The sequence below is a fragment of the Vibrio sp. L85 genome, from assembly GCF_963871815.1.
Classification (GTDB): Bacteria; Pseudomonadota; Gammaproteobacteria; order Enterobacterales; family Vibrionaceae; genus Vibrio; species Vibrio harveyi.
In genome coordinates, this window is the sequence record NZ_CAWMYL010000027.1 from 1 (window position 1) to 22799 (window position 22799).

Annotated in this window: 24 protein-coding genes, 1 tRNA gene and 1 pseudogene; 7 read left to right on the forward strand and 19 right to left on the reverse strand. The window is 45.6% G+C overall.

The genetic code is table 11. The annotated features are described in order from the left end of the window. Positions 1-485 precede the first annotated feature (485 nt). The 14 genes from AACR11_RS06465 to AACR11_RS06530 all read right to left on the reverse strand — a co-directional run bounded on the left by AACR11_RS06465 (position 486) and on the right by AACR11_RS06530 (position 15178). Positions 486-1640 (reverse strand): flagellin, encoded by a 1155-nt coding sequence (locus AACR11_RS06465; protein WP_005449185.1) that lies wholly within the window; start codon positions 1638-1640, stop codon positions 486-488. Between the two features lie 491 nt (positions 1641-2131). Beyond that, the gene (flgL, locus tag AACR11_RS06470; protein WP_005449187.1) at positions 2132-3322 is read right to left on the reverse strand and encodes a flagellar hook-associated protein FlgL; all 1191 of its coding nucleotides are present in this window, start codon (positions 3320-3322) and stop codon (positions 2132-2134) included. 13 nt (positions 3323-3335) lie between these two features. Then, on the reverse strand, positions 3336-5249 hold the full coding sequence (gene flgK / locus AACR11_RS06475) for a flagellar hook-associated protein FlgK (RefSeq protein WP_005449189.1): 1914 nt from the start codon (positions 5247-5249) through the stop codon (positions 3336-3338). 167 nt (positions 5250-5416) lie between these two features. Further along, complete coding sequence (gene flgJ, locus AACR11_RS06480; protein ID WP_005449191.1) at positions 5417-6343, reverse strand: flagellar assembly peptidoglycan hydrolase FlgJ; 927 nt, start codon at positions 6341-6343, stop codon at positions 5417-5419. An 18-nt stretch (positions 6344-6361) separates the two neighbouring features. After that, positions 6362-7453 (reverse strand): flagellar basal body P-ring protein FlgI, encoded by a 1092-nt coding sequence (locus tag AACR11_RS06485; RefSeq protein WP_005449193.1) that lies wholly within the window; start codon positions 7451-7453, stop codon positions 6362-6364. 44 nt (positions 7454-7497) lie between these two features. Beyond that, a complete protein-coding gene (gene flgH / locus AACR11_RS06490) occupies positions 7498-8277 on the reverse strand; it encodes a flagellar basal body L-ring protein FlgH (protein ID WP_005449195.1) in 780 nt (259 codons plus the stop codon). Between the two features lie 29 nt (positions 8278-8306). After that, complete coding sequence (gene flgG, locus AACR11_RS06495; RefSeq protein WP_005449197.1) at positions 8307-9095, reverse strand: flagellar basal-body rod protein FlgG; 789 nt, start codon at positions 9093-9095, stop codon at positions 8307-8309. Positions 9096-9113: 18 nt separating this feature from the next. Continuing rightward, a complete protein-coding gene (locus tag AACR11_RS06500) occupies positions 9114-9863 on the reverse strand; it encodes a flagellar basal body rod protein FlgF (RefSeq protein WP_005449199.1) in 750 nt (249 codons plus the stop codon). A 318-nt stretch (positions 9864-10181) separates the two neighbouring features. After that, a complete protein-coding gene (gene flgE / locus AACR11_RS06505; RefSeq protein ID WP_005449201.1) occupies positions 10182-11495 on the reverse strand; it encodes a flagellar hook protein FlgE in 1314 nt (437 codons plus the stop codon). Positions 11496-11526: 31 nt separating this feature from the next. Continuing rightward, a complete protein-coding gene (gene flgD, locus AACR11_RS06510) occupies positions 11527-12234 on the reverse strand; it encodes a flagellar hook assembly protein FlgD (RefSeq protein ID WP_005449203.1) in 708 nt (235 codons plus the stop codon). A 17-nt stretch (positions 12235-12251) separates the two neighbouring features. Further along, positions 12252-12665 (reverse strand): flagellar basal body rod protein FlgC, encoded by a 414-nt coding sequence (flgC, locus tag AACR11_RS06515; protein WP_029789159.1) that lies wholly within the window; start codon positions 12663-12665, stop codon positions 12252-12254. Positions 12666-12670: 5 nt separating this feature from the next. Continuing rightward, complete coding sequence (gene flgB / locus AACR11_RS06520) at positions 12671-13066, reverse strand: flagellar basal body rod protein FlgB (protein ID WP_005449205.1); 396 nt, start codon at positions 13064-13066, stop codon at positions 12671-12673. Positions 13067-13412: 346 nt separating this feature from the next. Continuing rightward, complete coding sequence (locus tag AACR11_RS06525) at positions 13413-14240, reverse strand: protein-glutamate O-methyltransferase (RefSeq protein WP_009696835.1); 828 nt, start codon at positions 14238-14240, stop codon at positions 13413-13415. Between the two features lie 11 nt (positions 14241-14251). Then, entirely contained in the window at positions 14252-15178 is a 927-nt protein-coding gene (locus AACR11_RS06530) for a chemotaxis protein CheV (protein ID WP_005449208.1), read from the reverse strand. Between the two features lie 76 nt (positions 15179-15254). On the opposite strand from AACR11_RS06530, the gene flgA reads away from it, so the two are divergent. The 3 genes from flgA (at position 15255) to AACR11_RS06545 (ending at position 16883) form a co-directional block, all read left to right on the forward strand. After that, positions 15255-16001, forward strand: coding sequence for a flagellar basal body P-ring formation chaperone FlgA (gene flgA / locus AACR11_RS06535; RefSeq protein ID WP_029789160.1), 747 nt, complete (start codon positions 15255-15257; stop codon positions 15999-16001). A 115-nt stretch (positions 16002-16116) separates the two neighbouring features. After that, a complete protein-coding gene (flgM, locus tag AACR11_RS06540; RefSeq protein WP_005425628.1) occupies positions 16117-16431 on the forward strand; it encodes a flagellar biosynthesis anti-sigma factor FlgM in 315 nt (104 codons plus the stop codon). A gap of 26 nt (positions 16432-16457) precedes the next feature. Continuing rightward, positions 16458-16883 (forward strand): flagella synthesis protein FlgN, encoded by a 426-nt coding sequence (locus AACR11_RS06545; protein ID WP_005449212.1) that lies wholly within the window; start codon positions 16458-16460, stop codon positions 16881-16883. A 153-nt stretch (positions 16884-17036) separates the two neighbouring features. Here the strand turns inward: AACR11_RS06545 and flgP are convergent, their stop codons facing one another. Both flgP and AACR11_RS06555 read right to left on the reverse strand, forming a co-directional pair. Next, a complete protein-coding gene (gene flgP, locus AACR11_RS06550) occupies positions 17037-17468 on the reverse strand; it encodes a flagellar assembly lipoprotein FlgP (protein ID WP_005449214.1) in 432 nt (143 codons plus the stop codon). Positions 17469-17477: 9 nt separating this feature from the next. Beyond that, positions 17478-18116 (reverse strand): FlgO family outer membrane protein, encoded by a 639-nt coding sequence (locus tag AACR11_RS06555; RefSeq protein WP_005449216.1) that lies wholly within the window; start codon positions 18114-18116, stop codon positions 17478-17480. Between the two features lie 171 nt (positions 18117-18287). On the opposite strand from AACR11_RS06555, the gene AACR11_RS06560 reads away from it, so the two are divergent. From AACR11_RS06560 to AACR11_RS06575, 4 genes are all read left to right on the forward strand, one after another. Next, positions 18288-19421: a flagellar assembly protein FlgT gene (locus AACR11_RS06560; RefSeq protein WP_017188417.1), complete on the forward strand. Its 1134-nt coding sequence runs from the start codon at positions 18288-18290 to the stop codon at positions 19419-19421. 68 nt (positions 19422-19489) lie between these two features. Next, positions 19490-19566, forward strand: a tRNA-Arg gene (locus AACR11_RS06565). 274 nt (positions 19567-19840) lie between these two features. Beyond that, entirely contained in the window at positions 19841-20917 is a 1077-nt protein-coding gene (locus AACR11_RS06570; protein ID WP_079325614.1) for a hypothetical protein, read from the forward strand. Between the two features lie 3 nt (positions 20918-20920). Then, complete coding sequence (locus tag AACR11_RS06575; RefSeq protein ID WP_079325616.1) at positions 20921-21457, forward strand: hypothetical protein; 537 nt, start codon at positions 20921-20923, stop codon at positions 21455-21457. Between the two features lie 164 nt (positions 21458-21621). Here the strand turns inward: AACR11_RS06575 and AACR11_RS06580 are convergent, their stop codons facing one another. The 3 genes and pseudogenes from AACR11_RS06580 to AACR11_RS06590 all read right to left on the reverse strand — a co-directional run. Beyond that, positions 21622-21822, reverse strand: a complete 201-nt coding sequence (locus AACR11_RS06580; RefSeq protein ID WP_005449722.1) for a hypothetical protein — start codon at positions 21820-21822, stop codon at positions 21622-21624. 97 nt (positions 21823-21919) lie between these two features. Continuing rightward, positions 21920-22402 (reverse strand): structural protein, encoded by a 483-nt coding sequence (locus tag AACR11_RS06585; RefSeq protein WP_079325618.1) that lies wholly within the window; start codon positions 22400-22402, stop codon positions 21920-21922. Positions 22403-22414: 12 nt separating this feature from the next. Beyond that, positions 22415-22799, reverse strand: a pseudogene (locus AACR11_RS06590) (hypothetical protein); the annotation flags it as partial.

The window sequence follows — 22799 nt, forward strand, 5'->3', positions numbered from 1 at the left end:
GCGGTTTCCGACGTCTCGGAAAACCAAGTAGTTCTCTCAAAGTTACTTCTATTAACGACTCGGATTTCAGAAGCTTTAGAAAAAAATAAAAAAAAGTGAATTAGCGAGATTTGGCTAGAAAAATTGGAGAAAAGTAGAAAAAAGCGCTCAAGTTTCTTAGATTCACGCCGAGCGGAATGTTTTGTACATAAAACAATCAAAAGCGAATAAAAGCAGTCAGTTAGAGCGGTATCAGTAGGAGATTTGCTGGAAGATAGAAAAGAAAAAGCCCCTTTTCCTTTGAGAGAACCGGGGCTAGGTTGGTAGCCAGAGCCTATGTGGAGATCAAGAGAAATGAACACATATCCGACACACCGGGTGCAACCTTACATTGAAAATGATTGGCAGGTGAGAGATGAGAGAGCCGCACATTCTATTATAAAGTTGCTTGCCAAAAGCCTGCATTCCCATCCACGTCTGAATGTATTGAGTACAGGCTAGGTAAACTACTGCAATAGTGACATCGCAGAGTTTGGCAATTGTTTCGCTTGAGCAAGAATCGAAGTACCTGCTTGTTGCAAAATTTGCGCTTTGGTCATTTGCGTTGTTTCTTTCGCAAAGTCCGTATCTTTAATTCGGCTGTTAGACGCATCGACGTTTTCTTGGATGTTTGCCAAGTTGTTGATGCTGTGGCTTAGACGGTTTTGCTTCGCACCTAGGTCTGCACGTTGTGAATCAACATACTTAAGTGCTGAATCCAATACTGAAATCGCGTTTTGAGAACCTTGCACGGTTGTCATATCGATGTCTTGTACTGATGTACGTACTGGCTCGTCACTTAAACCCAAATCAGAAGCTAGACCACCAGAGATTGAAATCTCACCTTGAACGTTCGGGTGCGCTACAAATACTTGCAGCTTGCCGTCTTCACTCACCGATGCGTTAATCATATCAGATTGACCGTTGATGTACGTTGCCAACTCTTCAATATCATCGCCTGCTTTCGCATTGATGCTGATTTCTAGATCATCTGGGTTGCCATCTTCATCTTCACCCATACCTGGTAGTGTGATTTTTAGATCTGCTTTAGCAGGATCAACACCCCAGTCTTTGTCTTTGCCATTCTCAGAGAAGAAAGTCACACCGCCCATACGTTGGTCATCCGCACGGATGCTTGTTAGGGCCATGATCATTGCTTCACCAGAGCTTGAACCAATTTGGAATGCTGCTTCACCAAACGAACCGTTCAATAGACGACGACCACCAAATGATGTCGTTTCTGCGATACGGTTTAGTTCATCCGTCAACGCTGATGATTCTTCGTTGATCGCCTGACGCTCAGCCGGAGAGTTAGTACCGTTTGAAGATTGGATCGCCAAGTCACGCATACGTTGCATTACTGACGTCGCTTCGTTCATCGCACCTTCTGCCGTTTGGGCAATCGAGATACCGTCGTTTGCGTTACGCATTGCCACATCTAGGCCACGAGACTGAGCCGTTAGACGGTTAGAGATCTGTAGACCTGCTGCGTCGTCTTTTGCACTGTTAATCTTGTGACCAGATGAAAGACGTTCCATCGAAGTATTAAGTTCGTTGGTCGCCTTGTTTAAATAACGCTGCGCGGTCATCGCGGAGACGTTAGTACTAACTGTTACAGCCATTTTGCTCTCCTTTTGAGTTCGCAAGCTTTTGCGAAGCGGCCAGCTTTACTCTCATTTGGATAAGCACTGACCGTAAAAATTACTTGCTAAATCTGCCTATATGGCAGGGTTTAGAATCTCGTAAGTCTGTTCTGACAACATCAATACAATTTGTGTGCCAACTTGAGTTTAATAACTCACTCTTTTAAAAACGAGCAAATAAACAACAAGTTAGTTCAGCAATGAAAGGGCGTATTCGCCTTTTCCTTCTGCTGAGTTACGTTATCAGCCAGTTGTTGATCTATTGCCGCTTGATTTGCCGCGAACCTCATTGCCGCTTTCGGTAAAATCGTGCCGCTTGGCTCGCATTACTCGGCATTTTCCGTTGATTTCTCGCGCTTAAGGCTTTGCACATAAGGCATTAAAATTACGGATTAAAGGCGTTACTCTTCCATTCAGATGCTATGCGCATCTCGCTAGGTTTCAGCAGCGCTAGATCGAATTAAGTGTCGCTAAATATAGTTAAATAGCGTTAGGTCTTTGGTTTTACCAAAAGCCTGTTGCGAGGCTTGCAGTGCACGTGAGTTCTCGCTGAACTCGATGACCGCCTTGGAATAATCCAAATCCTCAAAATTGCTCTTCGCTTTCGCCAGAGACAAATTAAAATCTTCGTGGTTTTGCTCTTGAATATCGAGCGTGCTCAACTTAGCACCCAAATCGGTTCTTACTTTGTTCATGTGAACAAATGCCGCTTGGAATTCTTCTGTCATTTGATGCAGCTTCGCGGTCGCCGAAGCGTCTGATACTGAGCTCTCCGACCATTGCATGGTTTCTCTAAACGCATCAAAAATACTAAAGGTTTGGCGTGGCTCTAACGTAATGCTGTCGCCAGCCGATACTTGACCTTTAAGCTGAATATTCACGCCTTCGTATTTGATGCCATCAACAGGTGAATAATCATCAACCTGCACGATGCTGCCATCTTTTTCTAACTGATAACCAAACTTGCCGTTACTCATATCCACAAAGGTCACTTTGTAGTTTGAGTTATCTTCTGACGCACTCGTTGCTTGACCAAGCAACAACTCAGAGCCTTCTTGTAAATCGTATTGTGGTTCGAAATCACCAAACGGATTCGGGATCTCTGAAAACAAGTGGTTACCCGGGTAATTGATACCTAGCTCAATATTGCTCGCAATCTTCATCTTGCGTTGGTAATCATCGCCGGTGTACACAACGCTGCCATCGTTATCTCTAAAAAACGGCTGAGTTTTCGGCTTAGTACCGGCAAAAACGTAGTTACCTGATTCGTCTTGAGTGTTCACTAGCGCCAAGAAGTTATTGGCAATCTCTTCAAGCTCGCGCTTTTTCGCGGCACGGTCTTCTGGAGAGTAAGCACCGTTGATCATTTCCATCGAAATACGCTTCGATTCATCGGTGAACTCCTCAGCATTGGCAATCACGACCTCTTGGTTTTCTAGTCGGTTACGAACCAGAACGATTGCATCAAGGTACTGCTTTAGCTGTTCTTCTTGTTGACCAATACTCTGTATGTAGTGCGTCGCCAACGGGTTATCGCTCGGCTTGGTCAACTGCTTACCAGAAGCAAGTTGCTCCTGATTGTGGTGAACTTTGTTTTCCTGACGGCGCAAATCGTTTTGCACCGACTGGTAGTTATGGAAGCTGGAAATTCGAGTTAACATCTACGGCCTCCTGTTATCGCAATTGCAAGATGGTGTTGAAGGTGTCATTTGCCGCCTGCATCACACGAGAAGAGGCCATATACGCCTGTTGGAACTTCATCATGTTTGCCGCTTCTTCATCGAGGTTTACCCCCGAGATCGACGCCACTCGCTCTTGCGCTGCTTCACTTTCTAATTGAGCGACATCGGCTAAGCGACTTGCAGTGGATGTCTTCAAGCCCACATCTGTGTTCAAGTTGTAGTAAAGACTAACCAGAGTCGACTCATTGCCGTTCATCTTCTTGTCGGTTTGAATATTCAGCATCTTACGTAAGTTGCCGTTATCACCTTCAGAAGGCACAAGGTTGGCCGTAAACTTATCGTTAGGTAGTGCACCACTCGTGAGCTCAAATACCGTCGCGCCACCGTTTTTATAACCCGGATGGTTACTTGGTAGGCTTACCGACACAGGTCCAGTTGGTGGGTATGGCTGCGGAGCCATAAGCACATTGCCTTTGGTGTCCGTAACAGCAAATTGATCGCCGGTAGGAGAAACCACTACCTCAAACTCTCGTAGGTCACCTGCGTCAACGATTTCAAACTTCGCGTTGCCTTGAGCGAATGTGGTTGACGCTTCATAGCTCTGCGCTGCAATGGCTTTTGGGTCGTTGGTTTCAACTTTTATTTGTGCCGCACTGCTGCGCGTTGGGCGAAGTAAAATGTGCTCACCGACTTTAGGTTCATTGCGCACTTCCACTCGCATACCATCAAGATAGAACGCATTCCCTGAATCGGTGTTCAGCTTAACGGTTTCACCATTCGGCTTCGTCACACTGTAGCTGTCGCCATCGTAACGAAGCGAATACTCACCGCCTTTCAGCGCACTAATGTCGTTGATGTATACCGCCATATCAGCAGTAGATTGAGGTCCGGCTACTACACGAGATTTCGCTAACGGCTCTGAGTTCACATCGGTAAACAAAGGGTCACCGACATTGCCGTAGTGGTCCAAACCTTGTGATTGCAAGTGGTTCACTTCACTTGAAAAAGCAACCGATAGGCGACCAAGTTCATCCATCACTTGAGGGATGTGCTCGTCGCGCATTTTCAATAGAGCCCCAATTTTGCCGTCAATATCGTCCGATTTGATCGCTTTAATGCCGCCACCTTCAACCATAGCAAGACGACGTTCATGGACGTCAGGAAAGCCATCAATCATCTTCAGCTGGCTAGCTTCCGTGCCTGAAACAAGCGTATGTCCGTTACCAATATGCACATTGAAACCTTCAGCGTTTTTTCGCGGGGTCACGGTAACTTTGGTGTATTCAGAGAGCTCTTTAATCAGCTTTTCATGTTGGTCCATCAAATCGTTATGAGGACCTGGGGTTCGCATCATCAATCGATGAACATCGCGGATCTCAACGGCAAGTTGGTTCACGCGTTCAATGCCCATATCCAGTGACTTATTCGTCACATCGGATTGCTGACGTACGGTTTCGTGGAATTCGTTTAAGGTATCGCTAAGCAGTTTGGCTTTTTCCAACACGACTTTACGCGCCCCCATGTCATTGGGAGTGTCCGCCATGGTTTTCACAGCATCAAACCATTCGTTCATGTTCTCTGGGATCTTTTTCGATGCCACAGAAGACAACATGCCAGACAGCAAATCGAGGTTCTTTTCGTTATCTAGCTTATTGGCGTAGTTGGTGGTGGACAAATTAAGCTCTTTAACGGCAAATTCATCCCATGAGCGGCGAACATTTTCCACATGCACACCCATGCCGTAGGTAGAGCCGCCAAATTGGCGTGGGTCATTGGTGCCTTGGATAACAGACTGACGGCTGTAACCCTCTGTATTAGCATTAGAAATGTTATGACCAGTCGTATTCAACTGTCGCTGAGCAGTAAGCACACTTTGTGTACCCACATTCAACAGATCTGACGCCATACATGCCCCCAAAAACGAAATAAAATCGGTATTGACCGATCACCTAGTTAGCATTTAGCAAAAGATGTGCCAGTTTAGAAAAGAAAGAGAAACCTAGGAAAAAATAAAGGCTTGCACCATAGCAAGCCTTATCAAGAAGTGTCTTAAGCATTCAAAATCGTTATGAATTACATGCTCTCGATTTTCTGCTTCACCTGCAGTACTTTGTCTGCGTAATTTGGATCGGTTGCGTAACCTGCACTATGGATACCACGAATAAATGATTCCGAATCACCTTTCTGTTGAAGAGCGGTTTCGTAGCGCGGATTTTCATTCAAGAAACGCACATAATCATTAAAGCTGTCTTGGTAGTTAGAGTAAGAGCGGAATGCTGCAGTCTCTTTCACTGGCGTATTGTCATGGAATTCCAAGGTTTGAGTCGTTACCTTATCACCCTGCCAGCTTCTGTCCGCTTTGATGTTGAATAAGTTGTTGCTGCTACCACGCGCATTCTTCACCACCTTTTGCCCCCAGCCTGTTTCTAGCGCGGCTTGAGCAAGCAGTAATGACGGCTCGACACCCAGTGCTTTTGCTGCGCGATCAGCGTAAGGCTTCATTGAGTTAACGAAGGATTCTGGTGTATCAAAACGTGACGGCTCTGAACCAGGACGAGACAGCTGACCCGATTCAATCAAGCGCTGCTCAATCTCGCGCGCTTTTTTAGGGTCTACACGACGATATTCCACAGCATTGTTTGCCGCATCGCGCATTGCTGTTTCACTCTTGTCATCGCCCTGGCCTACCGTCAACTGCTTAACAATCATGTCAGCTAGCCCCATTGAACCTGAAGCACTCAGTTCACTTGCCATTTGTTCATCAAGCATTTGGCGGTAGAACTTTTCGTTCTGACTATTCATGAAGTTCGATTCGAAGCCTTCATTCGCCTCACGCATTGATTTCAGCATCATCGACGTAAAGATAGATTCAAACTGACGAGCGGCCGCACGCAGTGCTTCATGCTCGCCGTCTTTGCCTTCTTTTACGGCTTTCTGACGCAGCGTATCAAGGGAGCTGATGTCGTGAATAAAGCCGATATCGTTAGGATTGTTCACCATGGTTTGCCTCCTAATCGATTAGATGATGATCAACTGGCCTTCAATGGCACCAGCTTGTTTTAATGCTTGCAGAATCGCCATTAAATCAGAAGGTGCTGCACCAACTTCATTAACCGCACGAACGAGATCATCCAGTGTCAAACCCGGTTCAAACTTGAACATCTTGCCTTTTTCTTCACTCACTTCGATATCAGAATCCGGCACGACAACCGTTTGACCACCAGAGAAGCTGTTCGGCTGACTAACGTTAAGGTTTTCTTTGATTGCGACTGTCATACCACCATGCGTTACGGCCGCTGGTTTAAGACGGACATGCTTACCGACCACGATAGTGCCAGTGCGAGAGTTAACAATGATCTTTGCTGCGCCATCTGCCGGGTCAAACTCTAGGTTCTCAATTGCCGATAGGAATGCAACGCGTTGGCTGATGTCTCGTGGAGCACGAACACGCACAGACGTGGCATCGACAGCACTTGCCATCTGAGGACCAAGGAAGTTGTTTACCGCATCAGCCATACGCTGCGCAGTTGTGAAATCAGAATCCAGTAGGTTAAATGTGATGTAGTCGCCACGCCCAAATGGGTTTGGGATTTCACGCTCTACTGTCGCACCGCTAGAGATAAGACCGACCGTCGGGTTGTTACCAACGATTTTTGAGCCGTCGGCACCTTCTGCACTGAAACCACTGACAACAAGATTACCTTGAGCAACGGCATAAACTTGTCCATCTAGACCTTTTAGGAAAGTTTGTAACAAGGTACCGCCACGTAAACTTTTCGCGCTACCGATTGAAGAAACCGTCACGTCAACTTGCTGACCCGGTTTCGAAAACGCAGGTAGCTCAGCCGTTACCATTACTGCGGCAACGTTTTTGATCTTTGGCTTTGTGCCCGGCGGCATCTGAATGCCGAAGTTTTGCAGCATTGCCGCGAAGCTTTGTTCTGTAAACGGATTGGATTCACCCGTTCCTGGTAAGCCTGAAACCAAGCCATAACCCACGAGTTGGTTACTACGCACACCTGCCACCTGCGCGACGTCTTTGATACGTGCAGCTTGGGCTGTGGTTGCGAACAGTGCAACGCTCATCAGTGCTAATAGGATTCTTTTCATGCTTACTTAATCTCTTGCAGTCAAATTGCCGTCAATGCGGCGTTTTATAGGGCTACATTAAAGAATCGTGCCAAGAAACCAGGCTCTTGCATATCTTGTGGTAGACCCGTGCCAGAGTATTGAATTCTTGCGTTAGATACGCGATTTGACGCAATAGTATTGTCGAAGTTGATGTCATCAGGACGAATTGTGCCGCTCAGGCGAATGTACTCGTCACCCGTGTTTAGCGTCATCCACTTTTCGCCACGGATCACTAGGTTGCCGTTTGCCAGCACCTCAATCACTTCCACCGTAATGTAACCGCTGATGCTGTTACTCTGTTTCGCCGAGGAATCACCAGCAAACGTGTTGGTGTTGTTCAAATCGTAAGAGAAGTTGTACTTACCGCCCACTTGCAGCTCTTGACCACCCACCGACAGCGGTTCCATCTTCGCGTCGTTGGTTTTCGATAGATCCGCATTTGCACTCTTAGTCGCACGAGTCGTCTCATCGAGCGTCACGGTAATGATGTCACCAATGCCACGAGGTTTAGAGTCATCGTACAGGTCAGTAATGTGTTCTGCGCTAAACAAAGAGCCCGTTGCCGCCGCGTAATGCTCTGGCTTTTGCTTAGGATGAATCGGGGCCCATGCCGGATCGCCTGCTACTGGATCGCTTCTGCCACGCAGAGTATCAATGATGCCGCTGCTCTCGTCTTTCGACTTATCGCCTTCAACCGCATCAACCACTGTTGTTGCTTGGCTGACTTCATCTGTTTCGATAGGCTCTAGCATCGTACAGCCAGACATCGTAGCGATAAGTGCAAGTAGACAAATACGTTTCATCATTGGCTCCTAAATCCCGATTCTAGCGATTAAAGCTGCTGGTTAACGAAGCTCATCATCTTGTCTACAGATGAGATCACTTTTGAGTTCATTTCATACACACGCTGCGCTTCGATCATGTTGACCAACTCTTCAGTTACGTTCACGTTTGATGCTTCAAGCATGGATTGACGAATTTCGCCCAAACCATCAAGACCTGGGACACCTTCTTGTGGGTCACCGCTTGCGCCTGTTGGTAGGTAAAGGTTTTGACCGATTGGCTCTAGACCACCAGGGTTTACGAAATCGGTAATGGTTAACTGACCAACCACAACGTTGTTTTGCTCACCACGGATACGTACAGAGACTTCACCGTCAGTACCGACAGTAATCGAGATAGCATCTTCAGGAATCACGATCTCTGGCTCAACTGGGTAACCGGAGCCAGAGGTCACTAGCGTACCTTCGCCGTTTAGCGTGAACTGACCGTTACGAGTGTAACCAATGTTGCCGTCTGGCAGTGTCACTTGGAAAAAGCCATCACCCTCTACCATCATATCGAGAGCGTTAGTTGTAGTTTGCGCGTTACCGTGCGTGTGCACTTTTTGTGTCGCAACCACTTTAGAGCCGGCACCCAGCATCAAACCACTTGGCAGTTCAGTGTTTTGAGACGATTGACCGCCAGGCTGGTTAATGTTTTGGTAGAAAAGATCTTCGAATACCGCGCGGCTTTTTTTGTAGCCCACGGTAGAGGCGTTCGCCAAGTTGTTCGAAATCGTTGCGATGTTGGTCTGCTGGGCGTCTAGACCCGTTTTACTTACCCATAGTGCTGGATGCATTGTGAACCTCTAACTCTGTTAACTCATACGAAGCAATGAATCTGAAGATTTATCCATCTCTTCAGCGGTGCTCATCATCTTGACTTGCATTTCAAACTGACGCTGAAGGTCAATCAGAGCAGTCATTTCACCCACGGCATTTACGTTACTACCTTCAATTGCACCAGTTTGGATGCTGATAGTGCCGTCTGCTTCGTAAGGCTGGTTTGGAGTTTTATGGCGGAATAAGCCATTGGTATCTTTAAATAAGCTTTGATCGTCTGTGCGTACAAGCTTAATACGATCAACCACTTCTAATTCTTCGGCCGGCGCACCTTGAGGCAGTACAGAGATGGTGCCATCACGACCGATTTCGATTTTGGAGACTGGAATGGGTAACGTAATTGGCGCGTCGTTTTCGCCTAGTACCACATGACCACTAGCGTTTGTCAGCAAGCCATTTTGATCAACTTTTAGGTTACCGTTACGCGTCAAACCTTCTTTACCAGTTTGGTCCATAACCGCAATCCAACCGCTGCCTTCCACTGTAATATCAAGATCGCGACCTGTAGTGATCACACTACCTTGCGCAAAGTTGTGCCCTGGACGTTCCGTCATGCTGAATACACGTGAAGGTAAACCTTCACCATAAGCTTGCATAGAACGAGCTTGTGCCAAGTCAGCACGGAAACCCGTTGTACTCACGTTTGCCAAGTTGTTGGCACGCAATTGCAGGGCCTGCATATTTTGCTTGGCGCCGCTCATTGCGAGAAACAGTGCGCGATCCATAAATTACTCCAAAAATTCTCTGTACGAAGGAGTAAAAGCAATAGTTATGCCAACATTAAAATAATGTTATTAATCAAAAGCTTGAATATGAAATATAGTCTTTAAGATGGCAATTCAATGAGAATCAACCAAAAGAGAGGCAATGTTTTGATCCGCTTAGCGGCAATAGCGGCAAGCTGGAGATCAAAGCATGCCCAACCTGAATTGAGGTAATTTCAGGTTGAGCATCAGATGAATGTCATGATGTTATCAAACGAAGCGGCAAGCGCACGCAGCGTTTGATTAAACAGATTACCTAGTGAGCTATCAACTAGCGCTCTAGCGAATCTGCAGGATATTTTGTTGTAGCTGGTTATGTACTTCTAGCGCACGAGAGTTCGCTTGGAAGTTACGCTGAGCAGAGATCAGATCCACCAGCTCCTGAGTCATATCAATGTTTGATTGCTCTAGCATACCGTTGTTAATAGTACCGAAAGAGCCCTTGTTAGATTCCCCCCAGATCTTGTCACCAGAGAACTGTGTTGAATCCCATTGAGTACCGCCTTTTTTATCCAAACCTTGCTCGTTAGGAACACGAACCAGCGCTACACGACCCAATGTTACGTTTTCACCGTTTGAGTAAGTACCCAACACGCTACCGTTCTCATCAAAGTCGACTTTGGTTAGGAAACCTGTTGTCGCACCATCTTCATCGAACTTAGTTAGCTCAAATGGAGCGGCAAACTGTGTTGCTGAACCTAAACCAAAGTTAAGTGTTTGCGCAATGTCCGCACCGTTCAGATCAAGTGGTGTCGTGTTTGTCGCAGGATCGCCCAACGCTACCGATGTGATTGGCTGACCATTGTTTAGGCTCGCCAATGTACCGTCGTTGTTGAACTTCATTGTGTGACCAACATGACCCGTTGGCGTTGCCGCATCACCGTTTGCGATGTTCAATGGCTTCTCACCACCTTTATCTGTCACGGTGTAGTAGGTTTGCCACGTGTTCGGTTGAGTTTGGTCTTTCAAGTAGTACGTAGTTAACTTGTAAGACTGACCCATAGAGTCATAAATCGTCGAAGACGTAGAGCGGTTATATGTATCCGGGTCAGAAAAATCAAACTGAGTTGGATCTTTCAAATCACCGTTAGCAGGTAAGTTCACACCCACTTCAATGTTCGCTGTTTGCTTTGGCTTACCAAATTCTGCAGGAATATTGATTGGTTGTGGCTCGTAAGATGAAACCTCACCAGACTCTGGGTTTACTTGGTAACCAAGTAGGAACTCATCGTTCGCTGTTACCATGTAGTTGTCTTTGTTCAAATGGAATGCACCGTTACGTGTCATTTCATTTTGTTGTGGGATAAGACGATCTTTCGCTACCGCGAAGAAGCCCGTACCCGATACACGCAAATCCATTGGGTTATTGGTGTAAATGCTTGAACCTTCGTGGAACTGTTGCGCCACTTGGTTCGCTTGTGCACCGCCACCCGGAGTGGTTTTTGCGTTAGTGAACAAAGAGTTTGAGTACACATCGCTGAATTCCGCACGAGACTCTTTAAAGCCGTACGTGTTGGCGTTCGCAATGTTGTTACTGGTGGTGTTCAAATCCAGTTGAGCGGAGGACAAACCGCTTAAAGATACATATGACATTCCAAAATCTCCTAACCTGACGTGCTATTGATTACGCTTTGCCAACTTCCAAAACTTCTGCAAGTCGAACTGGCGATTCAAAGCCTGCCAGATTGAGTAATACGTTACCGTCACCCTTGCCTAGCAACACACTGTTCACGTTCGCGTACGTAGATACTGGGAACTCTTGAGACTCCCCTTCTACCAAGCCAGACGCTTTCACATTGTATTTGCCAGCAGGCATCGGATTACCGTTTTCATCATTACCGTCCCAAAGTACACGAGTATCACCGGCTGGTTTCGCACCTACCTCAAAAGTACGCACCAGTTGGCCCGCTTCGTTTTCTACTCGGACAAATAAGTTGTCGATCGGTTGTGCTAGCTTAACCATTGCCGCCATTGCCGCATTGTCTTGCTTCACACCCGCCGCACCTGGGACCAATACGTCACGACCAACCAAAGAGGAGGCTTGTAACGCTTGGTTTGATGTCATTGACGAGTTTAAGCTCTCGAACTGAGAGTTCATCTTGCCAATGCCATCTACGGTCGCAAATGACGCCATTTGCGCAATCATCTGGTCATTACTTACCGGCTTAAAAGGATCCTGTTGAGACAATTGCTTAGTGAGCAAAGATAGGAAGTCTTCCTGTTTCAGGTCCTGCTTACCTGTACTCTCTTCAGTCTTCTTGTTCTCTTGTAGGCTTTTAAGCTGGTCGATATAGGACAAGCCGCTTTGACCAACGTTGTTAATTCCGGCCATACGCTACCCCCTTATCCTTATTGACCCATCTGCAGCGTACGCAGCAGCATTTGTTTACTAGAATCAGCCACTTGCACATTAGTTTGGTATGCGCGAGAAGCTGAAATCATGTTTGCCATTTCTTCCATTACATTCACGTTAGGCTTGTAGATGTAGCCTTCCTCGTTTGCAAGGGGATGGTCAGGGTTGTACTCCGCAGTAAGCGGTTTATCGCTTTCTACAATACCCATCACTTTCACTGGCACCGTATCACCGCCACGCATGGCGTTACTTAACTCAGCACCAAACACAGCATGACGAGCCTTATAAGTGTCTTTCGCAGAGCTGCTGACACTGTCGGCATTCGCCAAGTTGCTTGAGGTAGTATTCAGACGAACGGACTCAGCGCTCATTGCGGAACCTGTCACATTGAAAACGTTAAATAAGCTCATCTAAATTATTCCCCTTTGATTGCTTTGGTTAAGTTCTTGAATTTGCTGCCTAGAAAGTCGAGTGATGCTTGGTGTCTAATTTGGTTTTGCATAAACAAGTTACGCTCTAAATCCAAATCAACCGTGTTGCCATCGCCCGTATCTGGTTGCGTAGGTAGACGATATAACTTGTCCCCGACCAACGTTGTAGTGGCAGGAATGTGCCGACCATCTGTGCGGCTAAGACCAATGCTTGCCCCAGATGTTGCCGCCTGCAATTCCTTGGCAAAGTCTAAACCTCTTGCTTTATAACCAGGCGTGTTTGCTTGCGCGATGTTGGTGGAAATCACCTCCGCGTTGCGCTCACGTACGCCCACCGTGTACTGGTGGATGCCTAGTGCGTTGTCAAAAGATATAGCCATGTTTGCCTCTACATTAAGAACTGACCGTAATTAATAACTAAAAAGCAATTAGCGTGCCAAAAATAGAACATGCCATTTTGCCGCTTCAGTTATCGACGTAGTGGTTTGCAATAAGCAAGCCAATGTTATTGATGGAGTGTCATACGAATCGAGTAATGAGCTCGACTCTTTAAAAAATATACACCCTATGGTCGGGAGCAGGCAAAAATGGCGTGAGCTTTTAGGACAAGGGCGCGAAAAAGCGATGTAAGAATAAGAGACATGAAAAAAGACAAGGAAAAAGAAAATCGAATAAAAAAGAAAAGCCTGACACAAGGTCAGGCTTTGGAATGGGTTAAAGAGTCCGCTATTTTAACTTGTAAATAATGCCAGGGTTGCAGCGCACCATTTCAAATCGGTCAGTCAAACCTGTTAGCGATTCTGACGCACCAAGCAATAAGTAACCACCGGGGTTAAGGCTGTTTGCCATTTGGTTTAGTACTTTAGACTTCATCTCTGGCGAGAAGTAAATCAGTACATTGCGACAGAAGATGATGTCGAATTTGCCCATAAGTGCATAACTGTCCATCAAGTTCTGAGGACGGAAGTTCACTAGGCGTTTTACGTTGTCTTTCACTTTCATGCGACCGTCTCCCGCATCTTCAAAGAAGGTGCGGCGACGCTCAGGAGAAAGACCACGTCCCAATGCTAGGTTGTCGTACAAACCCGCACGACACATATCCAACATGCTCGATGAGATGTCCGTAGCCGTAATCGATACGTTCGGAAGCAGTCCTGGTTTACGCTGTTGTGTTTCCAGAACAGTCATCGCCATTGAGTAAGGTTCTTGACCTGACGAGCTGGCTGCAGACCAAATTTTGATTGGTCGTTTGTTTGCCGCCATCTCCGGCAATAGTTTATCAGCTAATACCGTGAACGGATAAGTATCTCGGAACCACAATGTTTCGTTAGTCGTCATTGCATCAACAGCAGCAATACGCAGCTCACGATTGCGACCTGTCACGACATCACGCAGCAGATCCGACAAAGAAGCAAGCTTGAACTTAGTCACAAGCGGGCTCAGTCGACTGCGCACTAGGTACTGTTTGCTGTCACCTAATACGATGCCACATTGTGATTCTAGAAAACGGCTAAAGTCACGATACTCTTGATCACTGATTGTAATAGCAGTCATTAATGTCTCTTTTATTGTGTTAAAGCAGATTTAACCGCGTTACCCAATTCGTCTGGGTTAAATTTCGCAATGAAGGTGTTCGCACCTACACGCTCAACCATGGCTTGGTTGAAGACGCCACTCAATGAGGAGTGAAGGATAACATAAAGGTTCTTCAAATCTGCATTTCTGCGAATTTCAGCTGTTAAGGTATAGCCGTCCATCTCTGGCATCTCGATATCCGAAATCACCAAGGAGATCTGATCGTAGATACTACCCTCTTGTGCCATTTCGATCAGCTTATTGTACGCTTCTTTACCATCTTTCACAGAGACAACTTCAAATCCGATAGAAGTAATTGCTCGTTCAACCTGTTTACGCGCAACCGTAGAGTCATCCGCAATCAAAATACGACGTACGATTGGCTTTTCTTGTTCTGCGACTGCAATTTCTTCACCGATGGTTGAATCCATGGTTTCATCTACTGGTGCAATCTCAGCCAAGATCTTCTCAACGTCCAGAATTTCAACTAGCTCGTTGTCGATGTTAGTGACTGCCGTTAGGTAGTGTGCTTTACCTGCGCCATCTGGCGGCGGCAAAATCGCTTCCCAGTGCATGTTAATGATACGCTCAACAGAAGATACCAAAAACGCCTGGATTGTTCGGTTGAACTCAGCGATCACAACAAAACACTTGTCGATATCAGTCGTCGGACGACCACCAATAGCCAAGCTTAAATCGATCACTGACACGGTATGGCCACGGATATGAGCGACACCTTTAACCAGCGGGTGTAGATTTGGCATCGAAGTCAGCTTAGGGCACTGAAGTACTTCTTTTACTTTGAATACGTTAATGCCGTAGCGCTGTCGACCCATCAATCGGAAAGTAAGTAGCTCCAATCGGTTTTGGCCGACGAGTTGCGTACGCTGATTCACCGAGTCAAGAATCCCCGTCATATGCTCATCTCCATCTCAAACTTTTTGTTTTTAAATGATACTCTACCACTGGCAGGCATAATACCAGAGAAACAGTATGGCGTATCATAATATGAATTCGACACCATTTACTATGACAATATGTAGAGCGTTATTTACAAAGTACGCTAAGTTTATCGGCATTTTGCTCAGTATGTTTAGCTTTTTTGTTCATTCAGCAACGGAAAGTCAAATTGAGCAAATCAGAACCGCCGCTGAACAGCACATTCTTAGCACGGTAGAGCAGCCAGCGGGAGGGAAATTAACAGTCAATGCGGCAAATATTGATCCACGTATCAAAGCCACGGATTGCCCAGAGCCACTGGAAACGTCTGCATCATCAACCAGTAGCACACGTAGCAACATCAACGTCTTAGTCGAGTGTCTGGCTGACAACTGGAAAGTTTATGTCCCAGTTAGGATCTCAGCGTCAGTGCCAATGATCGTTTCTACCCGCCAATTGGGTCGCGGCGAGATCATTAGCACTTCAGATGTCACCACATCAATGATCGAGCTTCAGCGTTTTCGCAAAGATGGCTTTACTAACTTTGAGCAAGTAGTTGGCGCAAAGTTAAAACGCAATGTTCGCTTGGGTGACGTGGTCGAACGTAACGATGTGTGCGTAGTTTGCCGAAATGAAAAAGTGACGATTCGAGCCGTAAAAGGCGGCATGACCATCACCACACAGGGTACGGCATTGCAAGATGGATCATCTGGTGATCAAGTAAGAGTGAAAAATGATAAGTCCCAACGTATAATAGAAGGAATTGTGACAGGTATTGCGGAAATCACCATCACCTTCTAAGGTAGGCTGGTGTACGGCAAATCGATCAATAAAAATGCAAAAAATCTCTAAAGTTATTTTGCGCTTGGTCGATAGTCTGGATACCAGTATTACGATACGAGTTTAAGGTTGAGATATGGCAGGTATAGATAATATACGTTCAGGTCAGATGATGACGACGACAAGTCGCGCTCCTGCACGTACTGATTCTAGTGCGACCAGCACAACAGAATCAAAGAAAGCGCCAGCACAACAAGACGCGGTATCATTAAGCCAACAAGGCAAAGCAGTCAGCAAACTCCAAAAGGATATGGCAGCTTCTCCGGCTTATGACAGCGCGAAAGTGGCGGCAATTAAAGAAGCAATTGCAAACGGTTCATACAAAGTTGACCCAGAAAAACTGGCTGACAATATGATTAAGTTTGAAAATGAATTGCAAGGCAAAAGCTAACTGACTTAGGCCCAAGGTAAGTATTCATGGCAGCATTAGTCGATCTTGTAAACTTCCAACTAGAAAATGCAAAAGCACTTTCTGGTGTGTTACGTCAAGAAACACAGGCGATCAGCGCTCGTGTGTCTACTGAGATCGAAAAACTCGCCAAGGAAAAGATGACACTCATTGGTCAACTAAGAACCACCGACCAGCGAATCGCCTCTCACCCGCACGTCAATCAACTTACCGAAGATGAAAACCTGAGTCAGGTTGTCGCTCAAATCCAATCTATCGTTCTCGATTGTCAGCAAGTAAACCAAATGAATGGTGAATCGCTCAATCGTGCCCAATCGAGTTTCAATAAACTCAACAACATGCTTCAACGCACGCACGGAAAGGTCGGCATGACTTACAACTCCGGCGGTAAAACTCACACCATCTCCACACTAGGCACCAACATCAAAGCCTAGCTCTTTTCTTCTGTCCCTCAGTCTATTTAAACTGCCGTCTAATACAGCAAGCTTATTAGCTTCACTCATTCCCAAAAAGTATCACGCATAAAAAAGCGACCAATTGTTGCCAATCAGCCGCTCAAAAAGATCATCTGTTTAGTGAAGATTGAATTAGAACAAGGTCTGCTGACGCTTCTCAGGCACCTGCTGCACTTCACCGTAGTCGCGCAATTTATCCATCTTACGGATATCCAAACGCAACTCTGTCACATAGCTGTCTTCAACTAAGTAACTGCGTACCACTTCTGCACCACGAATCACACCGTCTACAGCACCGCTTGTGCTTTCAATGCCTAAACGTTGGTCTTCCAACTGCGCACGACCACTTACACGCATGCCATATACTTGCTCGGCAAGTTCGCGGTACGCATCGATCTTAGATGCACGCATTGCACGAACGCGCTTCTCTTCCATTGTGCGACCGGTTTGTTCACTAACGCTTGCATAACCCACCGCCACTAAAATTTCGTCTTGACGCATCTGCTGCAGAGGCTGACAACCCACCAGCACTAAGGTCGCGATAATAAATAATAACTTCTTCATGTCTATTTCCTACGGGCGGAGAATCACTGTGTATGGCTGACGGATGGTTGGGTCAGAACGAATCAACACACCATCTTGAGTACGGATGCTATTAAGCGTATCCAGATCACGACCGATACGGTCCGCAGGTAAGAAGCCTTGCGCCGTAGCAACAACAATGCGGCTCTGCATACCGACAATGCGTGCGTTGACGAGGACACCGCCTTCTTGACGTAGCATTGTGCCCGTCAATACGTACTGGATCTCTTGCTCTTGTGCCAGATCTTGCCAATCTCGGCTCAGAGCGAAATCACCCTGTTGGGTTACTTGGATTGAACCTGTCGTTTTAAAGTCGACAACTTTAAAACCGCGACGTTGGAACTGGTGGATAAACCCTTCCGATACTGAGTTCCCCAACCAATTGGTTGAATCCATGTTTTGCAGGTCGACAAAAGAAGTAATCGCAACGGGCGTACGTGACGACACTGCAACGTTTGAAACCATCAACTCTTCAGTCATGCTTTCAATAAAGAAATCCATCGTATGGCGTGGACTGTCCATTAACATGAACTGACTGCCAGAGTACGGTTCTTTACCATTATAAATTGGTGAGTATGCGCACGATGTTAAAAGCGTCATCATCGATGCGGCAACAAGCCATCTTTTCATGGTTTGATTCTCCAGATAATCTTAGGTGTTACTGCTCTTTACTGACTTCATTTCTATAAAGTGCAATCTTGGAACAGTCTTTGCTTTTCTTCTGTTTGTCGAACGAAAGAAAGCTCACCAAACTTCACTGAAATTGGTAAAGCAATATTTATACCCGAACGGTTACAAACAATGAAAAAAATATTTTTTAGCCTTATATCAATCACTTTCATATTGATCCTACCATTTCGTGCGGTGGCATCTTGGTATGAAGTGACAGGCGTTGCCACGATCGTTTCTTCAGATGAAGCGGCAAGGCTACATGCGTTAGAGGACGCACTCTTTAAAGCCGTCAACTTTTCGGGTGCGGATATCGGTAGCATCAGTAACTTGATGCCACTGCTAGAAGAAAGCCGTAAAGAGTACCAATTCACGAACCATGAAGTACGTTACATCTTGGTAGAATCTGAACGTAAACGTGGCGGCAAGATGGAAATGAGGATCCGAGTGGACATCTATCCGTCGGCAACGGGTTGCCACGTGAATCAATACAAGAAGACGGTATTAGTCGGCAATATTGATGTTGCCTCTCCGCAGCAAGCGGTGATGGGACAGATCTACAACGTGGGCAATGATTTTAGTCACGTCGTCAACCGCCAGTTAGATCAAACATCGCGCAGCTTTGTTTCTGTCGGCACCACAGACTATTCGATCTCAGCGAAGTCACCAGAACGCACCCAGATGATTGCTCAAGATAATGGCGCTCAGTACATCATCGGTGGTGTGATTACAGACTTAACGGCAACCATTGATGCCAAACTACTCCAAGATGATGTGATCAACCGTCAGTTTGCACTAGAGATGAAAGTCTTTGATGGCAAAACAGGTCACGAGGTCTACCACAAAAACTATCGTGAAGTGGCACACTGGCCTTTTGCAAAAACCAGTCAAGTAGATACTCGTAGCGCACGTTTCTGGGCATCGACTTACGGTGAGATGATGCTGCGTGTGAGCCGCAATATCATGCTAGACCTAGAATCAGAGCTGTCTTGTAAGATCACACTTCCTGAAGTCGTTGCAGTATTTGGCAATACCGTAACCATGGATCTTGGTCGTATGCACGGCGTAAAAGAAGGCGACCAGCTACAACTTTGGCACACGGCGTCGTTCATCGATCAAAATGGCTTACCGCGTAACAAGGTGTCTCAGAGTGAAATTACCCTAACGGTTTCTCGTGTTTACGAACACGAAGCGGAGCTCACGATTGACCAGCCAAACCTTGCGTCTAGCGTGCAAATTGGCGACGTAATGAACAAGATGTTGTAGATGCACGTATAAAGCATTGCCATATGCCTACTTTTGAATATCATAGGCAACGCATCTTATTTGATTACGCCCCCATGGCACAGCTGGATAGCGCAGTCCCCTCCTAAGGGACAGGTCGTAGGTTCGAATCCTACTGGGGGCGCCATATAAATCAACGTCTTAGCTATAATTTTAGTTGGGACGTTTTTATTTATGTCCACAAAATGTCCACAACATAGAAACTTACTTGGCAGTTCGAGATATCAAAGTATCCATCTATCGTTTACAGAAATTACACATTTTCTCTAACCGAAGAGAAATTACCATTTGTGACCACAATACCCTTTTGAAATATGTTAGTTTACTTCTTATATCTCTTACACGAACTATCGTTGTAGAATAGCAACCAGTTGACCATAAATATTGAAAGTGAACGAATAATGGATCAAATCAAAAAAAGAAGAGTTCTTAGTTACAAACTATTTAAGTCCATGAATGCACCCTTGACGTTGCAAGAGATGCTAGAAAATTCTTTGTCTGATACTGACTCAGGTTATCACCTAGTATCCAACAGAGAAGAGGATTTATCGGGTGGCGAGCGTACTTCACTCAGGTTCATCAATCGTTTTTTCAATCTGACAGATGACATGCTTCTATGCCAATTGGTTGTCTACGAAAAAGATAGTAGCCAAATGACCATTCATCTGGATAACACATCAACGATGTACAAAATAACTCCAGTATTCCCCAAAGATATTAAGCAAGAGGGCGACAACGAACCCGACGAACTAAAACAAACCGAGTTCGTAGAGTCAATGATGTACTTTGGGGTAATTAACAATCATGTTGTCACGCTGAGTTCTGGAGCGCTAAAGCCTAGAGAGCTTGAGTACCATCTAGAATGGTACTTAAAGTCATTAACACAACAAGTTGAAAACCCAGTAATGCTGTCTGACAAACCTACTAGACAAGCATTGAAGCAATTGGAAGAAGATTCGGCTAAAAGTGTGTTTGTAGGTTCAGATATTTGTTATGTGGATGAGGTTCCTACTCAACCTGCGAATAGTGAATCCCCACAACCAGGATCAATCACAGAGACAAAAAGCGTTCAGCTTAGAGCTGCAACTATGGGAGCAGAAATTCTTGATTACCTTAAAGCTAGAGGGTACCTTCAGCAGCTCGACTTTGAGGATACTCTTGATGATGCAAACCTTCAGGTTAACCTAGAATTCAAATTTAATAGAAAAACGTCTCGAAATGGTCAACGCGTACTAGATACTTTAGCGACTTCTATGCGTCACATCGAAAAAGAAGATGTAAAAATCAAACTATTAGGCGGTGGCGAAATTAACGGTGATGATCTAAAACTAACACATCCTATCACCGTACTCTTCAATGAACGTGGAGGCATTGAAGAAAGCGACCTTTACCATAAAATGAAGAACTGGCTAAAAAGCAAGGTACAAACGGATGAAGTTACTTCAGACCTTGTTGAAATGGCAGTTTTGGAAGAATAGACAATGACATCTAAACGCTTCGCTTATTTGCCAGTTTTTTTACAGCTACTTTTGAGTGGAGCTATTGGCTCGTCTTTGTTTTACTATTTCTTTGGTCTACTTCCTGCAAAAGTGGCTACACCTTCGGTTTCCGTGGCATTTTTCTTCCTACCCATAGTTCCAATAATTGTCTTAATTCAAAATAGTGGTGAGCTACTTAAATCGAATGAGATGACTAAAGAAGAGCATAGAAGATTTTCACAGCGCGTTAAAGACATCCAATCTTATATGAAAGCTGTAGCGATTATTCTTGTGTTATCCGGAATTGGAACTGGATTTTCTCTGTATTTCGCGGAATTGGGTCTATTCAACCTAAGGCTTGTCATGAGTGTCGTTGGGGGATTAATTGGTTTTGAGATACTAGCAGTCATAAAACTGCTCAACTACCGAGTTGCTTTACACGAGCATCAAGCAAGGGTTGAGCAGCGTTTCAATGAACTAAAACAAAAACGCAAAAGGCTATTAGCGATGAAAAACAAAAAGGATGAAGAGAAAAGCTAACCTTCCATTTTCCGAGATTCCATTAATTGGACTTTTTCATCCAATTTATCAAGTAGCCCTCGTGTATTTCTGAGGTTTTGCCAAAGCATACCTAAAATCAAAACCTCTACCAGTTTCAGCCCTAATTCATGCAGTAATTGTTATATCGAATAATCAATCATTACTCAGCCATTAAACTCATCTCGGATTGTTTCCCACAAGCCAAGCAGCATCGGCGCAGCCACACCAATCAGACCACCCATTTGCACACCTTCTGGTGTCACGCTTGCGGTTAATAGTTCAGGGTGCCCCGTTGCCAATGCGATACCCGCGCCGAGTAAAGCAATCCCTTTCTTCGTTGATGGTTGTTTCAAATCTATTTTCATGATGTTGGCTCCTAACCGTTGATGCGCTTCCAGATATAAGCGCTAATTAAAGCGGTCAGAATCCCAACCGCTAGCTTTTGCATTACTTCTTGTTTGGTCATGCGAGTGCTACCCCTTCCGCGGCATCACTCAGTGAGTAATAACGCCCCACTTCCATAATGGACATGGTATGAACAAGGCGAGCCATAAAGGCATCGTCATACAGGTTCAAAGGTGCATTTCGATTTACACCCAACTTACCGGACACGAACTGAATGTAGTTATCCGTGTCGTTGTCATCGCTGGTTGGCGCCCATCGGTGAATGATGCCTGACAGCGTATTTAGCCCATGCAGGTTCTGATAGTTGCGGATGAGTTTCGCCGCCGCACGAAAGCCGTATTTTGAATCCGAGAAGGTTTCAAATGCCTTATCTTTCGATGGTGTGACTTTCCCCGTCCAAGCGTTGCCACTAATGCGAATGTTGAGCGGGTTGTTAATGCGGATACCGCGATTGAGTTGTGATTTCATAATCTTTTGCCCCTGATACAGAGAGAAAATTAAGATGACAGCAATGATGGTGATAATAAGCTTACGAGCCATAACACCTCCCTGTTAGTTGGGCACTGGTGAACCCGACTCTGAGCTCGACTCGCGCGGTACTAATGTCAGGTCTATTGATGACACATCCAAGCCAATAATCGCGACATCGCCACTGTGAAGGTATAAATCACTCACAATGCCTTTATTGGTTCTGCCACTATCAGCGGCGTACACAGGGTCAGCTTGGATCAACAGGTGAGGAAAGACCTTTTGCTTATCTTTGATGGTATCTTTACCAATCAGCAAAATGCCCGTTTCATTAACGGTGACACGCTGCCCTAGTTCTGAGGCTTTGCCGTGAACGGTTGTACTCTTTAGCTCAAGCTTTCTTAGGTAGCCGTCATTCTCTTTGATGACGTTGCCCTGCTCATCTGCCAGCACAATGTAAAAACCCAAT

Bases quoted from the DNA above. Each gene is read 5' to 3' on its own strand.
- AACR11_RS06465 (WP_005449185.1), bottom strand. From the start codon at position 1,640: ATGGCTGTAACAGTTAGTACTAACGTCTCCGCGATGACCGCGCAGCGT.
- flgL (WP_005449187.1), bottom strand. From the start codon at position 3,322: ATGTTAACTCGAATTTCCAGCTTCCATAACTACCAGTCGGTGCAAAAC.
- flgK (WP_005449189.1), bottom strand. From the start codon at position 5,249: ATGGCGTCAGATCTGTTGAATGTGGGTACACAAAGTGTGCTTACTGCT.
- flgJ (WP_005449191.1), bottom strand. From the start codon at position 6,343: ATGGTGAACAATCCTAACGATATCGGCTTTATTCACGACATCAGCTCC.
- AACR11_RS06485 (WP_005449193.1), bottom strand. From the start codon at position 7,453: ATGAAAAGAATCCTATTAGCACTGATGAGCGTTGCACTGTTCGCAACC.
- flgH (WP_005449195.1), bottom strand. From the start codon at position 8,277: ATGAAACGTATTTGTCTACTTGCACTTATCGCTACGATGTCTGGCTGT.
- flgG (WP_005449197.1), bottom strand. From the start codon at position 9,095: ATGCATCCAGCACTATGGGTAAGTAAAACGGGTCTAGACGCCCAGCAG.
- AACR11_RS06500 (WP_005449199.1), bottom strand. From the start codon at position 9,863: ATGGATCGCGCACTGTTTCTCGCAATGAGCGGCGCCAAGCAAAATATG.
- flgE (WP_005449201.1), bottom strand. From the start codon at position 11,495: ATGTCATATGTATCTTTAAGCGGTTTGTCCTCCGCTCAACTGGATTTG.
- flgD (WP_005449203.1), bottom strand. From the start codon at position 12,234: ATGGCCGGAATTAACAACGTTGGTCAAAGCGGCTTGTCCTATATCGAC.
- flgC (WP_029789159.1), bottom strand. From the start codon at position 12,665: ATGAGCTTATTTAACGTTTTCAATGTGACAGGTTCCGCAATGAGCGCT.
- flgB (WP_005449205.1), bottom strand. From the start codon at position 13,066: ATGGCTATATCTTTTGACAACGCACTAGGCATCCACCAGTACACGGTG.
- AACR11_RS06525 (WP_009696835.1), bottom strand. From the start codon at position 14,240: ATGACTGCTATTACAATCAGTGATCAAGAGTATCGTGACTTTAGCCGT.
- AACR11_RS06530 (WP_005449208.1), bottom strand. From the start codon at position 15,178: ATGACGGGGATTCTTGACTCGGTGAATCAGCGTACGCAACTCGTCGGC.
- flgA (WP_029789160.1), top strand. From the start codon at position 15,255: ATGGCGTATCATAATATGAATTCGACACCATTTACTATGACAATATGT.
- flgM (WP_005425628.1), top strand. From the start codon at position 16,117: ATGGCAGGTATAGATAATATACGTTCAGGTCAGATGATGACGACGACA.
- AACR11_RS06545 (WP_005449212.1), top strand. From the start codon at position 16,458: ATGGCAGCATTAGTCGATCTTGTAAACTTCCAACTAGAAAATGCAAAA.
- flgP (WP_005449214.1), bottom strand. From the start codon at position 17,468: ATGAAGAAGTTATTATTTATTATCGCGACCTTAGTGCTGGTGGGTTGT.
- AACR11_RS06555 (WP_005449216.1), bottom strand. From the start codon at position 18,116: ATGAAAAGATGGCTTGTTGCCGCATCGATGATGACGCTTTTAACATCG.
- AACR11_RS06560 (WP_017188417.1), top strand. From the start codon at position 18,288: ATGAAAAAAATATTTTTTAGCCTTATATCAATCACTTTCATATTGATC.
- AACR11_RS06570 (WP_079325614.1), top strand. From the start codon at position 19,841: ATGGATCAAATCAAAAAAAGAAGAGTTCTTAGTTACAAACTATTTAAG.
- AACR11_RS06575 (WP_079325616.1), top strand. From the start codon at position 20,921: ATGACATCTAAACGCTTCGCTTATTTGCCAGTTTTTTTACAGCTACTT.
- AACR11_RS06580 (WP_005449722.1), bottom strand. From the start codon at position 21,822: ATGAAAATAGATTTGAAACAACCATCAACGAAGAAAGGGATTGCTTTA.
- AACR11_RS06585 (WP_079325618.1), bottom strand. From the start codon at position 22,402: ATGGCTCGTAAGCTTATTATCACCATCATTGCTGTCATCTTAATTTTC.